General features: G+C 71.2%; 14 protein-coding genes. All 14 read right to left on the reverse strand.

Going from position 1 to position 13,712, the window contains the following annotated elements:
* Positions 1–10: 10 nt before the first annotated feature.
* The 14 genes from cmk to NVV95_RS03720 all read right to left on the reverse strand — a co-directional run bounded on the left by cmk (position 11) and on the right by NVV95_RS03720 (position 13,578).
* Positions 11–754 carry a (d)CMP kinase gene (gene cmk, locus NVV95_RS03655; protein ID WP_259485172.1) on the reverse strand — a complete coding sequence of 248 codons (744 nt, stop codon included), beginning with the start codon at positions 752–754 and terminating at the stop codon, positions 11–13.
* Positions 751–1,869: a prephenate dehydrogenase gene (locus tag NVV95_RS03660; RefSeq protein WP_259485173.1), complete on the reverse strand. Its 1,119-nt coding sequence runs from the start codon at positions 1,867–1,869 to the stop codon at positions 751–753. Before NVV95_RS03660 ends, cmk begins: the two co-directional genes overlap by 4 nt.
* A complete protein-coding gene (locus NVV95_RS03665) occupies positions 1,866–2,744 on the reverse strand; it encodes a pseudouridine synthase (protein ID WP_259485174.1) in 879 nt (292 codons plus the stop codon). Before NVV95_RS03665 ends, NVV95_RS03660 begins: the two co-directional genes overlap by 4 nt.
* Positions 2,741–3,415: an SMC-Scp complex subunit ScpB gene (gene scpB, locus NVV95_RS03670; RefSeq protein ID WP_259485175.1), complete on the reverse strand. Its 675-nt coding sequence runs from the start codon at positions 3,413–3,415 to the stop codon at positions 2,741–2,743. The genes NVV95_RS03665 and scpB overlap by 4 nt, the downstream gene beginning before the upstream one ends.
* Positions 3,405–4,280 carry a segregation and condensation protein A gene (locus tag NVV95_RS03675; RefSeq protein WP_259485176.1) on the reverse strand — a complete coding sequence of 292 codons (876 nt, stop codon included), beginning with the start codon at positions 4,278–4,280 and terminating at the stop codon, positions 3,405–3,407. The genes scpB and NVV95_RS03675 overlap by 11 nt, the downstream gene beginning before the upstream one ends.
* Positions 4,264–5,097, reverse strand: a complete 834-nt coding sequence (locus NVV95_RS03680; RefSeq protein ID WP_173181652.1) for a ParA family protein — start codon at positions 5,095–5,097, stop codon at positions 4,264–4,266. Before NVV95_RS03680 ends, NVV95_RS03675 begins: the two co-directional genes overlap by 17 nt.
* A 121-nt stretch (positions 5,098–5,218) precedes the next feature.
* Positions 5,219–6,118 carry a site-specific tyrosine recombinase XerD gene (gene xerD, locus NVV95_RS03685; RefSeq protein ID WP_259485208.1) on the reverse strand — a complete coding sequence of 300 codons (900 nt, stop codon included), beginning with the start codon at positions 6,116–6,118 and terminating at the stop codon, positions 5,219–5,221.
* A gap of 19 nt (positions 6,119–6,137) precedes the next feature.
* Complete coding sequence (locus tag NVV95_RS03690) at positions 6,138–6,782, reverse strand: NUDIX domain-containing protein (RefSeq protein ID WP_259485177.1); 645 nt, start codon at positions 6,780–6,782, stop codon at positions 6,138–6,140.
* Positions 6,775–8,454 (reverse strand): CTP synthase, encoded by a 1,680-nt coding sequence (gene pyrG, locus NVV95_RS03695; protein ID WP_269909030.1) that lies wholly within the window; start codon positions 8,452–8,454, stop codon positions 6,775–6,777. The genes NVV95_RS03690 and pyrG overlap by 8 nt, the downstream gene beginning before the upstream one ends.
* A 66-nt stretch (positions 8,455–8,520) precedes the next feature.
* A complete protein-coding gene (locus tag NVV95_RS03700; protein ID WP_259485178.1) occupies positions 8,521–9,870 on the reverse strand; it encodes a hypothetical protein in 1,350 nt (449 codons plus the stop codon).
* Between the two features lie 85 nt (positions 9,871–9,955).
* The gene (recN, locus tag NVV95_RS03705; protein WP_259485179.1) at positions 9,956–11,671 is read right to left on the reverse strand and encodes a DNA repair protein RecN; all 1,716 of its coding nucleotides are present in this window, start codon (positions 11,669–11,671) and stop codon (positions 9,956–9,958) included.
* Positions 11,664–12,581 (reverse strand): NAD kinase, encoded by a 918-nt coding sequence (locus tag NVV95_RS03710; RefSeq protein WP_259485180.1) that lies wholly within the window; start codon positions 12,579–12,581, stop codon positions 11,664–11,666. The genes recN and NVV95_RS03710 overlap by 8 nt, the downstream gene beginning before the upstream one ends.
* Before the next feature lie 45 nt (positions 12,582–12,626).
* Positions 12,627–13,430 (reverse strand): TlyA family RNA methyltransferase, encoded by an 804-nt coding sequence (locus NVV95_RS03715; protein WP_259485181.1) that lies wholly within the window; start codon positions 13,428–13,430, stop codon positions 12,627–12,629.
* Positions 13,423–13,578 (reverse strand): hypothetical protein, encoded by a 156-nt coding sequence (locus NVV95_RS03720; protein ID WP_259485182.1) that lies wholly within the window; start codon positions 13,576–13,578, stop codon positions 13,423–13,425. Before NVV95_RS03720 ends, NVV95_RS03715 begins: the two co-directional genes overlap by 8 nt.
* Positions 13,579–13,712: the final 134 nt, after the last annotated feature.

Genomic DNA, 13,712 nt, shown 5'->3' on the forward strand with positions numbered 1-13,712 from the left:
GTGTGGGAAGTCAGTGTGTGGGGTTCGAACGAGCGGCCTGGTCGTGCACCACGTCCACGACCGCGGCCACGGTCTCGTCGAAGTCGAGATGGGTGGAGTCGACGGTCGTCACGCCCTCGGCGGCGTTCATGAAGTCGACCACGCGGGAGTCGGCCCGATCGCGGGTTCGGAGCGCCTCACCCACGGCGGCGGCCGATTCACCGGTCAGTTCCTTCGATCGCCTGGCCATTCTAGCGTCTTCGTCGGCGGTGAGCAGGATGCGCACCGGCGCATCCGGTGCCACCACCGTCGTGATGTCCCGACCCTCCGCGACGATCCCGTCGAACTCCGTGTCCCGCATGATGCTCCGGAACCGTTCCGTCAGCCACGCCCGCACCTCGGGGATGCGCGCGACGGCGCTCACGGCCCCGGTCACCCGCGGCTCGCGGATGGCCTCGGTGACGTCGCTCGAGCCGACCCGCACGAAGTACGCCTCGGGGTCGGTGCCGATCGCGAAGTCGAAGTCGGTGAGGGAGGCGATCACCGCATCCGGGTCGGCCGGATCGACCTGCGTGTCGAGCAGGTTCCAGGCCAGGGCGCGGTAGCTCGCTCCGGTGTCGAGGTAGGCGTAGCCGAGCGCCCGGGCGGCGGCCCGGCTGACGCTCGACTTGCCGCTGCCGGCCGGGCCGTCGATCGCGACGACGACGGGCACGGCCACGTCGGCGTTGCCGTCGACGGAGTTGGTCACGGGGGGCTCTGCAGTGGGTCCGGTCATCCGGCGATCCTCCATCCTCGCGCGGCGAGCGCGCTGGTCACGGTGTCGAGCGTCTCGGGCAGCACGGCGATCTCGGCGAGACCGATCTGCGCCCCCGGTGAGTGCTCGAGTCTCAGGTCTTCCAGGTTCACGCCGTCCTCGCCGAGCTCGGTGAGCAGGCGGGCGAGCTCGCCGGGCCGGTCGTCGACCATGACGACGAGCTGGGCGTAGCGGCGGTCCTGTCCGTGCTTGCCCGGGATGCGCGCGACCCCCGCGTTGCCGCCCGACAGCGTCTCGGCGAGCGTGCGGCGCCACGGCGCAGCACCGGTCGCGGCGTCGTCCTCCTGCGCGTCGGCCGCCGCGGACAGCGCCGCCAGCACCTCGTCGAGGTCGTCGCGCACACCGCGCAGCACCTCGGCGGTCGCGCCGGCGTTCGCGCCCAGGATCTGCACCCACAGCCCCGGATCGCTCGACGCCACCCGGGTCACGTCGCGGAGCCCGCCGCCGGCGAGGTTCACCGCCGCCTCGGGGGCCGACACGAGGCGCCGCGCCATCAGCGTCGACACCACCTGCGGGGCATGCGAGGTGAGCGCCACACTCGAGTCGTGCTGCTCGGTCGTCATCTCGACGAGCGACGCCCCGAGATCGAGAATGAGGTCGTCGACGGCCGCGGCGGTCTGGTATGAGATGTCCGGATGCCCGGCCACGACCCACGGGCGACCGAGGAACAGATCGGCGCGGCCCGACATCGGCCCGCCCTTCTCCCGTCCGGCGAGTGGATGCGAGCCCACGTACCGCGTCACATCCGCCCCCGCCGCGCGCACCGCTCGCAGGATCGGCGCCTTCACGCTGGCCACGTCGGTGACGACCGCGCGCGGGTAGGCCGAGAGCTCGCGCACGATCACCGAGGCGGTGACGTCGGGCGGCACGCACACGACGATCAGCTGCGGCTCGTCGGCGTCGCCGGCCGAGCGGCCGGCCCCGTAGTCGATCGCGATGCGCACATTGGTGGGAGACGCGTCCGAGAGGATGACGTCGACCCCGCGGGCGCGCAGGCCCAGCGCGATGCTGGTGCCGAGCAGGCCGACGCCGACTACCCGCACGGGGCCCGTCAGCCGGCTCTCACTGCCGGTCACTCGCCGTCCTCGTCCGCATCCGCATCGCCGCCCGCCGACCCGTCGGCACCCGCAGCACCAGCACCCGCACCAGCACCCGCACCGGCACCGGCAGCACCCCCACCCGTCGCCTCCCGCGACAGCGTCAGCAGCTTCCCCACCTCCGCCTTGGTCAGCTCCCGCACCGCCCCGGCCTTGAGCGACCCGAGGTTCAGCGGCCCGAAGGAGCGGCGCACGAGCTCCACCACCGGGTGACCGACGGCATCGAGCATCCGTCGCACGATGTGGTTGCGCCCGGAGTGCAGGGTCACCTCGACGATCGAGTGGTCGCGCTCGACGTCGAGCAGTCGCGCCCTGTCGGCCTTGATCGGGCCGTCTTCCAGATCGATGCCGTGGGTGAGCGTTGCGAGCGTCTGCGGCGTCACACGCCCCGTGACCTTGGCGATGTAGGTCTTGAGCACACCGAACGAGGGGTGCGCGAGCACGTGCGCGAGGTCGCCGTCGTTGGTCAGGATGAGCAGTCCGCTCGTCTCGGCGTCGAGCCGCCCGACGTTGAACAGTCGCTCGTCGAACTCGTCGGTCCAGCGACGCAGGTCGGGCCGGCCGCGCTCGTCCTGCAGCGAGCTGACCACCCCGGTCGGCTTGTTCAGCATCACGTAGCGCTTCTCGGGGTCGAGCTGCACGGCCATCCCGTCGACCGCGACGAGATCGGTCTCGGGGTCGATACGGCGGCCGAGCTCGGTGACGACCTGGCCGTTCACCTCGACCCGACCGGCCTCGATCAGCTGCTCGGAGACGCGGCGCGACGCGACGCCGGCCGCCGACATCACCTTCTGCAGGCGTACGCCCTGCGGCTCGCTGTTCTCGTCCCACGGCGGTATCTCGAACGGGGTCATCGCACTCCTTGCAGGTCGTCGAAGCCCTCGCTGCCGTCGGCGAGCAGGGGCGAGATCTTGGGCAGCTCGTCGAGCGAGTTCAGCCCGAGCTGCGTGAGCAGCAGGTCGGTGGTGCCGTAGAGGATCGCTCCGGTCTCGGCCTGCGTCGACACCTCGGTGATCAGGCCGCGGCTGAGCAGCGTTCGCACGACGGAGTCGACGTTCACCGCACGGATCGACGCGACGGCTCCGCGGCTGATCGGCTGCTTGTACGCGATCACGGCGAGCGTCTCGAGCGCCGCCTGCGACAGCCGCGAGGGATTCTGCGTCATCACGAAGTCGCGCACCAGCGGGTCGTGCTCGCCGCGCACGTACAGGCGCCAGCCGCCCGCCACCTCGCGCAGCTCGAAACCGCGGCGCACGCCGCCGGGCGCGAGGCCGTCGTAGTCCTCGACGAGCCGTTCGACGCCCTGCCGCACCACGGCGACGGGCCGGCCGAGCGCGGTTGCGAGCGACACGAGGCTCTGCGGCTCGTCGGCCACCATGAAGATCGCCTCGAGCGCGCGGTCGATGTCCGACGCGCCAGAGGCCTCGGGCGTCACGGTGGTCTCAGGCGACACGGCTGCCCCGGCCGTCACGGCGGCGTCGGCCACCACGGGGGCCCCGGCCGCCACAGACGTCTCAGTTGTCATAGTCCGCCCCCAGATTCGCCAGATCGTCCTCGTTCCAGTTCTCGGCCGTCCACATCAGCGTCAGATCCCCCAGCGGCTCCACCTGCTCGAACGAGATCGACGCGTGCCGGTAGAGCTCGAGCACCGCGAGGAACCGCGCGATCACGACCCCCTTCTCGTCGATGCCGGCGATCAGCTGCCGGAAGCTCACGGTCGTTCCCGAGGCGGCCGCCGACCGCAGCACGGCCACCACGTGCGCGGCCTGCTCCCGGATGCTCACCAGCGGTGCGTGCAGATGCTCCAGCCCCACGGTCGGCAGCTCGCGGGGCGCGAGCGCCATGGCGGCGAGGGCGGCGAAGTCGTCGGCGGTCAGCGTCCAGACGAGCTCGGGCGTCTGCTGCCGGTACTTCTCCTCGAGCCGCACGAGACGTGGACGCCGCGTGCCCTCCTCGTCGAACCGCTCCGCGAGGAACGCCGACACCTGCTTGAAGGCGCGGTACTGCAGCAGCCGCGCGAACAGCAGGTCGCGGGCCTCGAGCAGCGCCACGTCCTCCGCGTCGACGAGCTCGCCCTGCGGCAGCAGCCCGGCGATCTTGAGATCGAGCAGCGTCGCCGCCACCACCAGGAACTCGGATGCCCGGTCGAGCTCCTCGGCCGAGTCGAGACCCTTGAGGTAGCCGATGAACTCGTCGGTCACCCGGCTGAGCGAGATGTCGGTGATGTCGAGCTCGTGCTTGGTGATCAACGAGAGCAGCAGGTCGAACGGGCCCTCGAAGTTGTCGAGGCTGAGCGAGAACCCGGGCGCGGAGACACCCGCAGCATCCGGATCGGAGCCCGGCTGGGGTTCGAGGAGCGCGGCGAGCGCCGGCTCAGGCGACCGCGCCACGGGCGACCAGTTCTCTGGCCAGCTGCTTGTAGGCCTTCGCCGAGGTGTGCTCGGGCGCGAACTGCGTGATCGGCTTGCCGGCCACGGTCGCGTCGGGGAACTTCACCGTGCGGCCGATGACCGTCTCGAACACCTTGTCGCCGAAGGTCTCGACGACGCGCTCGAGCACCTCGCGCGAGTGCAGCGTGCGCGGGTCGTACATGGTGGCGAGGATGCCGTCGAGCACGAGCGCCGGGTTCAGCCGGTCGCGCACCTTGTCGATGGTCTCGACGAGGAGCGCCACACCGCGCAGCGCGAAGTACTCGCACTCGAGCGGGATGAGCACGCCGTGGCTCGCGGTGAGGGCGTTGACGGTGAGGAGCCCGAGCGAGGGCTGGCAGTCGATCAGGATGACGTCGTAGTCGTTGCTCACCTTGCGCAGCACCCGCGCCAGGATCGACTCGCGCGCGACCTCGCTGACGAGGTGCACCTCGGCCGCCGACAGGTCGATGTTCGCCGGGATGATGTCGAGCCCGGGCACGCTGGTTGAGCGGATGGTCTCGGCCGGGTCTTTCACCGTGCCGATCAGCAGGTCGTAGATGGTGGGGATGTCGTGGGTCATCACGCCGAGCCCGGCCGACAGCGCACCCTGCGGGTCGAAGTCGATGGCGAGCACCTTGCGCCCGTACTCGGCGAGCGCCGCCCCCACGTTGACGCTCGTCGTGGTCTTGCCGACGCCGCCCTTCTGGTTGCAGAGGGAGATGATGCGCGCGGGGCCGTGCGAGGCCAGCGGAGCCGGATCGGGGAACTCGGTGACGGGGCGCCCGGTGGGGCCCATCTTCGGCAGATCGAGGCCGCTCAGCTCGGAGGCCTCAGCCTTCTTCGCCGTTCTCGTGCTTCTGATGGCCACCGAAGTCGCTCCTCATTCCTGCGCGCCATCCCGGCGCACTCGCTCGATTCTACCGGGCGCGGGGGTGGGCGGTCTGGTACATGTCGATCAGCGTGTCCGCGGTCACGTGCGTGTAGAGCTGGGTGGTCGCCACCGAGGAGTGGCCGAGCAGGTCCTGCACCACACGCACGTCGGCGCCGCCCTGCAGCAGGTGGGTGGCGAAGGAGTGCCGGAAGGTGTGCGGCGACACGTGCGTGGCGAGCCCGGCCCGCTCGGCGGCGGCCTGGATCACGAGCCACGCCCCCTGCCGGCTGAGCCGCTGGCCCCGGATGCCCAGGAAGAGCGCGGGCGTCGACCGACCCCGGCTCGCGAACCCCGGTCGCACCCGCACGAGGTAGGCGTCGAGCGCCGAGCGGGCGTAGCTGCCGACGGGCACCACCCGCTGCTTGCTGCCCTTGCCGGTGACGCGCACCATGTCGCCCTCCTGCACGTCGTCGACGTCGAGGCCGACGAGCTCGGAGATGCGGGCGCCGGTCGCGTACAGCAGCTCCAGCAGAGCCCGGTCCCGCACGGCTATCGGCTCCTCGCCCCCGGTCGAGGTGAGCAGGCGCTCCATCTCGTCGATGGTGATCGCCTTGGGCAGGCGCAGCGCGAGCTTCGGCGGCTTCACGTCGCGCGCGGCGTCGACCTCCACGAGCCCCTCCTCGACGAGGTAGCGGTGGTATCCGCGCACGGTCGACAGGATGCGCGCGACCGACGCCGCGGACAGCTCCTCCCCCTCGGCCGAGCGCAGCGCCTGGGTGAAGGCGCCGATGTCGTTCTCGCCGATGCCCTCGACCTCGGCGATCCCGCGCTCGCCGAGCCAGGACGCGTAGCGCACCAGATCGCGCCGGTACGCCGCCACCGTGTTGGCGGCCAGCCCGCGTTCGACGGTGATGTGGCGGAGGAACCGGTCGACGGCGACCGGCACCGCTGTCACGGCCGCCGGCCTAGTCGCCCGAGGGGCGGTGCGTCGGGTGGTCGGGCCACGACGCGTCCGACGGACGGAGCGTCGACCAGCCGCGGGCCCGAGACGCCTGGGCCGCGAGCGCCCCGACGACGAGCGAGGGGTTCTGCACCCGGCTCGCCAGCACGGAGTCGACCACGTCGTCGAGGGCGAACCACTGCGATTCCATGTCGGCCTCCTCGCCCTCGCGGTCGAACGTCGACCCCGTGGGTCGCACGCCGCGGGCGAGGTAGATGCGGATGGCCTCGTTGTTGCCGCCCGGCGTCGTGACGTAGTCGGCGAGCACGTGCCAGTCGTCGGCCTCGAGGTCGACCTCCTCGGCGAGCTCGCGCTTCGCGGCGTCGAGCGGCGACTCGCCGTCCTCGTCGAGCAGTCCGGCGGGCGGCTCCCACTCGCGCCGACGCACGGGGTGGCGGTACTGCTTGATCAGCAGCACCCGCTCCTCCTCGTCCATCGCGATCACCGCGACGGCACCCGTGTGGTCGATGAACTCCCGCGTCAAGGTCTCGCCGCCGTAGGCGAACGTCTCGCGACGAACGTCCCAGATCTTTCCTTCGAAAACGACCTCGCTGCTGTCGGCGTCGATGCCGACGAGCTCATCGGCCGGGCCGGCGCCCGACTCAGGCATCGGCGTCCTGCACGGCGAACAGGCGGCTGGCCTCCTGGCGGTCGAGGGCGGCGCCCACGAGGCCCTTGAACAGCGGATGCGGCCGGCTCGGGCGCGACCGGAGCTCCGGGTGCGCCTGCGTCGCGACGTAGTACGGGTGCACCTCGCGGGGAAGCTCCACGTACTCGACGAGGTGACCGTCGGGCGACAGCCCCGAGAACGTCAGACCGGCGGCGGCGATCTGCTCACGGTACTTGTTGTTCACCTCGTAGCGATGACGGTGGCGCTCGGAGGCGGTGGGCGCTCCGTAGACCTCCTCGACGATCGACCCGGGAGCGAGCTCGGCCTCGTAGAGGCCGAGGCGCATCGTGCCGCCGAGGTCGCCGCCCGCGATGATGTCGACCTGCTCGGCCATCGTCGCGATCACGGGGAACTCGGTGTCGGGGTCGAACTCGCTGGAGGAGGCACCCTCGAGCCCCGCCTCGTGGCGGGCGTACTCGATGACCATGCACTGCAGGCCCAGGCACAGGCCGAGTGCCGGGATCTTGTTCTCGCGGGCGAAGCGCAGGGCGCCGAGCTTGCCCTCGATGCCGCGAACACCGAAGCCACCGGGGATGCAGATGCCGTCGACGTCGGCCAGCTCGCGCGCCGCGCCTTCGGGGGTCTCGCACTCGTCGGAGGCGATCCACTTGATCTTCACCTTGGACTTGTGACCGAAGCCGCCGGCACGCAGGGCCTCGGTGACCGAGAGGTAGGCGTCGGGCAGGTCGATGTACTTGCCGACGAGGCCGATCGTGACCTCGTGCTTGGGCTCGTGCACCGCATCCAGCAACGGCTGCCAGCCCGACCAGTCGACGTCGCCCGTCGCCTCGCCGAGCTCGAGGTGGTCGACGATGTAGGCGTCGAGGCCCTGCGAGTGCAGCATGGTCGGGATGTCGTAGATGGAGGGCACGTCGACCGCGTTCACGACCGCGGCCTCGTCGACGTCGCACATCAGCGCGATCTTGCGCTTGTTGCTCTCGGAGACGGGGCGGTCGCTGCGCAGCACCAGCGCGTCCGGCTGGATGCCGATGGAGCGGAGCGCGGCGACGGAGTGCTGCGTCGGCTTGGTCTTCTGCTCCCCCGAGGCGTTCATGAAGGGCACGAGCGAGACGTGCACGAAGAAGACGTTCTTGCGGCCGAGCTCGTGCCGCACCTGGCGGGCCGACTCGATGAAGGGCTGCGACTCGATGTCGCCGACCGTGCCGCCGATCTCGGTGATGATGACGTCGGGGCGCGACGCGTCGTGCGCCTGCAGCCGCATGCGGCGCTTGATCTCGTCGGTGATGTGCGGGATGACCTGCACCGTGTCGCCGAGGTACTCGCCGCGGCGCTCCTTGGCGATGACGCTCGAGTAGATCTGCCCCGTGGTGACGTTCGCCGCCTGGTTCAGGTTGATGTCGAGGAACCGCTCGTAGTGCCCGATGTCGAGGTCGGTCTCGGCGCCGTCGTCGGTGACGAAGACCTCGCCGTGCTGGAACGGGTTCATCGTTCCCGGGTCGACGTTCAGGTAGGGGTCGAGCTTCTGCATCACGACCTTCAAGCCGCGCGCCGTCAGCAGATTGCCGAGGCTGGCGGCGGTGAGGCCCTTGCCCAGAGAGGAGACCACGCCCCCTGTGACGAAGATGTGCTTCGTCATTCTCGTGTCGGTCATTCGGCCTGCGTCATGAGCTTCGTCCACGGAATTCCATCCTAACAGTGCCTGGAGGGGTCGATGTCGTCACGCCGCCCCCGCGTCGTCGACGGAAGCGGTCGCGGGGGGCCGCTGCAGCAGCTCGACCACGACGAGCAGCACCATCGCGATCACCGCCACGAGCACGATCCGACCGATGCCGATCGGGCGCACGGCGAGGATCACCGCGGCCGCCGCCACTCCGATCACCACCTCGACGAGCACCCGGTTCCGCCCCAGCCAGCGCCCGAAGGCGCCGGTGGTGATCGCGCGGCTGTCTCCGTAGCGGCGCAGTCGTGCCGCTCCCGACGCGAACGCGGAGCGCAGCGCCGGCGCCGGTCGGAGCGGCCCGAGCACCCAGGCGACGAGCGCCACCGTGAGCCCGAGCACGGTCAGGGCCGCGACCGTCTCGCCCAGCCGGGCCGTGACGACGCCGTAGATCGCGCCGGCGGCGTCGATCGGCACGAACCGCGGAGCGATGGAGGCGACGACCACGAGCGAGCCGACCCAGAGCGCCGCACCCACGGCCAGCATGACGGCGCCGAGAGCGACCCCGGTGCGGAGCACGGCCACCGGCCGACGTCGTGCGAGCAGCACTCCCCCGGCGATCAGCACCAGGCTGATCCAGGGCAGCCAGGTCCCGAGCGCCACCGTGAGCCCGTACGCCAGCACCAGCTGGCCGAACGAGTCCGACTGCGCCACCGCGATGCTCACGTCGACCTCGGGGATGGCCTCGGCGATCGCCAGCCCCCGATCGATCATCGCCGCCTTCACCGCCTGCACGATCGGTCCCAGCTGCACCGCCAGCTCCCCCGACGACGAGATCGCGAGCGCCGCCGACGGATCACCCGTGAGCGCCGACACCAGCTGCCGATGGCTCACCCTGAGCGCCTGCTCCCAGACGTCGGCGAAGGCGGGAGAAGCCACGACGTCGGTGACCACCGAGGTCGCGAGGCTCTGCAGCCCGAGCGCCGCCGGAGCCTTCAGCGCCTGCAGAGCAGCGGCCGCCGCCGGCGGCAGCCCGAGCTCGCCGACGGCGTCGAACACCTCCCCGGTGGTCTGCGCGAAGTCGACCTCCTCCGACACGACCGTCATCACCTCGCTCACCACGAACGCCTGCACGGCCTCGTCACGCGCGAGCGGCGCGAAGGTCTCTACGAACGCCTCCGTGTCGACCAGCTGCGTCTGCCCCCAGTTCGCGACCAGCGCCACCGGGGCGAGCAGCAGCCCCACGACCACCAGAGCAGCGGATGCGGCCGCCCGCGCCCGCCCGGGCCACCGACCCCGAGGCGCGCCGACCGCTCCCCCTGCCGCCACCGCCGCACCGCGCAGCCGCACATTCTCGGCCCGCAGTTCGGCGACGAGCGACTCGAGCTCGCTGTTCGTCGCGTCGCCCACACGCCCCCCGATGCTCGGCGGCACCCCTCGAACCGCGATGGCTCTCAGTGTGGCACAGCGCCCCGCGCCGCGCGCCGACCGTCGCTCAGCCCGCGACGGCCAGCGACCGCGCGATCTCGAGCAGCTCGGCGGCGTGCGCCAGCCCCGACTCGCTGTCGGGCAGCCCCGAGAGCAGTCGCGCCATCTCGGCCAGCCGCTCGTCACCCTCGAGCTGCACGACGTTCGAGGCGGTCACCGGCCCGTCGAGGTCTTTCTCAACCCGGAGGTGATTGGTGGCGAACGCCGCCACCTGGGCGAGGTGCGTCACGACGATCACCTGCGACGTCTGCGCGAGCGCCGCCAGTCGACGGCCGATCTCGATCGCCGACGCGCCTCCCACCCCGGCGTCGACCTCGTCGAAGACGAAGGTGGGCACCGGGTCGGCGGTCGCGAGCACCACCTCGATGGCGAGCATGACCCGCGAGAGCTCACCGCCCGAAGCGCCCTTGTTCAGCGGCCGCGGCTCGGTTCCCTCGTGCGGACGCAGCAGGAACTGCACGAGGTCGCGCCCCGTCGTGCCGAGTACCTCGCGCCGCTGCACGTCGACCACGAAGCGGGCGTTCGGCATGGCGAGCGCGCCGAGCTCCGCCGTCACCTTCGCCGACAGCTGCTCCCCCGCCGCCTGCCGCAGCGCGGTCAGCTCGTCGGCGAGACGCTCCAGCTCAGCCAGCTCGTCGTCGACGAGGGCCGTGAGCTGCTCGATGCGGTCGGAGTCGGAGTCGAGCTCGAGCAATCTCGGCTCAGCCGACTCGGCGTAGGCGATCACGTCGGAGAGTTCGGGCCCGTACTTGCGCATCAGGTTCGTGAGCTCGGCCCGGCGCTCCTGCACCCGGTCGAGTTCGCCGACCTCGTCGGTCTCGAGGGTCGCGGCGTAGCTCGCCAGCTGGGTCGAGATATCGGAGACCAGGAAGCTCGCCGAGGCCAGCGCCTCGACGATCGGCGCGAGCGCCGGGTCGTGGTGGGCGACCCGCTCGAGGCTGCGCCGGGCGGCGTCGATCAGACCGACCGTGTCGGGGTGGTCCCCGGTCTCGCTCGAAACGTTCTCGCGCGCCTCGGCCGAGGCGATGCGCAGGTCTTCGAGGTTCGTGAGCCGCGCGGCGACGTCGGCGAGCTCGTCGTCCTCACCCGGCTGCGGTGCGACCGCGGTGATCTCGTCGATCGCCGTGCGCAGCTGGTCGGCCTCGCGGATACGCGCCGTGCGCTCGGTGACGAGCGCCTCGATCTCGGCGGTGTGGGCCTGCCACGAGCCGTGCAGGGCGCGGTACTCCGCCAGCAGCGCGGCGAGCCCGGAACCGGCGAAGCTGTCGAGCGCGCCGCGCTGGGCGGCCTGGCTCTTCAGCCGCAGCTGATCGCTCTGCCCGTGCACCACGACGAGGGCGTCGCCGATCTCGCTCAGCACCCCGAGCGGAGCCGACCGGCCGCCGACGACCGTGCGCCCGCGACCCTCGGCCGAGACCGAGCGCGACAGGATGACCTCGCTGCCCTCGCTCCCGCCGTCGTCGAGCTCGCCGCCGATCTCGCGCACGCGTTCGGCGACGGCACTCTCGGGGTCGACGAGCACGCGGCCCTCGACCCAGGCCTGGGCCGCCCCCGAGCGCACGGCTCCGGTGTCGGCCCGCCCGCCGAGCAGCAGCCCGAGCGCCGAGACCACCATCGTCTTGCCCGCACCGGTCTCACCGGTCACGGCGGTGAAGCCGCGCCCGAGAGGCAGCACGGCCTCGCCGATCACCCCGAGGTCGCGGATCGACAGTTCCTCAATCACGATCCATCGGACCTCTCCACCCGTTCACGGGCAGATTGAACTTGCGCACGAGCCGGTCGGTGAACGGCCCCATCTGCAATCGGGCGAGCCGCACGGGAACGGGCGACCGCCGCACGACGACGCGGGCGCCCGTGGGGAGGTCGCGCATCCGTCGCCCGTCGCTCCACAGCACGGCACCGCCCGACGAGCGCTCGAGCACCTCGACGGCCAGGGCCGAGTCGGGCCCGACGACGAGCGGCCGCGCGAACAGCGCGTGCGGGCTGAGTGGAACCATGAGCAGCGCGTCGAGGCTCGGCCACACGACCGGACCGCCCGCCGAGAAGGAGTAGGCGGTGGAGCCGGTGGGCGTCGACATCACGACGCCGTCGCAGCCGAAGCTCGACAGGGGGCGGCCGTCGACCTCGATGACGACCTCGAGCATCCGCTCCCGGCTGGCCTTCTCGACCGTCGCCTCGTTGAGCGCCCAGCTCTCGTAGACCACTTCGGTGCCGAGCTTCACGCGCACCGAGAGGGTCATGCGCTCCTCGACGAGGTAGTCGCGGGCGAGGGCACGCTGCACGGTGGCGGTGAGGTCTTTGCGCTCGCTCTCGGCGAGGAACCCGACGTGGCCGAGGTTCACCCCGAGCAGCGGCACGGTCGCTCCGCGCACGATCTCGGCGGCGCGCAGGATGGTGCCGTCTCCCCCGAGCACCATCACGAGCTCGAGGTCGTAGACCGAGATGCCGGCCCCCAGGGTCGCCACCTCACCCAGCTCGTCGAGCACCTCGGGGTGGTCGCCGTCGTCGAACGGCGGCAGCACCGGCGTGACGCCGGCCGCGCGCAGCTGGTCGCACACGCTCGCCGCCGCCTCCACGGAATCGCGTCGACCCGTGTGCAGCACCACGAGCATGTACCGCGCCTTCGCGCTCACGGAAGGGGATTCCCCCACCTCGGAAGCCATGTCAGTAGCCACGCGTCACGCTCCTGTCATAAGGGTCACCCGGTCCAACCATTCTGTCGGATGCGAGCCCACCTCCCGATTGAACCAGACCAGATACTCCTGGTTGCCGGCGCCTCCCGCAATGGGGGACGAGATCATCCCGGCTGTGGACAACCCGAGATCGTACGCCGCCCAGAGCACGTTCGACACCGCATCCGCCCGCAGCGCAGCGTTCTTCACGATGCCCTCCTTGATGCCCGTTCGACCCACCTCGAACTGCGGCTTCACCAGCAGCACGAAGTCGGCCTCCGGCGTGGCGACGGCCTGCAGGGCCGGCAGCACGATCCCGAGCGAGATGAACGACAGGTCGCCCACCACCAGCTCCACGGGTTCGGTGACTCCGGATGCTCCCGCCAGGGTCTCCCGCGTGGCGAACCGCAGGTTGAAGCCCTCGACGTCGACCACCCGCTCGTCCTTCGCCACGATCGGGTCGAGCTGCCCGTGCCCCACGTCGACGGCGAGCACCTGCCGCGCTCCCCGCTCCAGCAACACCTGGGTGAATCCGCCCGTGGACGCGCCGGCATCCAGCGCGAGCCGCCCCTCCACCGTCACCGGGAAGGAGTCGAGGGCGGCGATCAGCTTGTTGGCGCCGCGACTCACGTACCGGTCGACCGCGTCGACGGTGACGGTCTGGCCGTCGAGCACCGGATGCGCGGCCTTCACGATCGGCTGACCTTCGACCCGCACGTACCCGTTCGCAATGAGGCGAGCGGCGTGCGTGCGCGATCGCGCAAGCCCGAGGGCGGCGACGGTGGCGTCGAGACGGGTGGAACTAGGCATTCGACGGAATCGAGTCCCCGCCCTCGAGGCGGCCCTTCAGTTCGTCGTGCAGCTGGGCGTAGGCGGTGGCGCGCGAGTCGAGCGACTGCTCTTCGATCACCCGGAGGCGTGGCAGCAGTGCCGCCTCCTCGTTCCGCTCGTCGCTCATCACTTCAGCGTACCCCGTCCTGATCGGCGGTTAAATGCAGAATGCCCACCCCCGGAGGGGTGGGCATTCTGAAAGTATGTCCGGCGGTGTCCTACTCTCCCACAAGGTCCCCCTTGCAGTACCATCGGCGCTGA

The organism is Herbiconiux gentiana (genome assembly GCF_024978135.1).
Lineage (GTDB): Bacteria > Actinomycetota > Actinomycetes > Actinomycetales > Microbacteriaceae > Herbiconiux > Herbiconiux gentiana.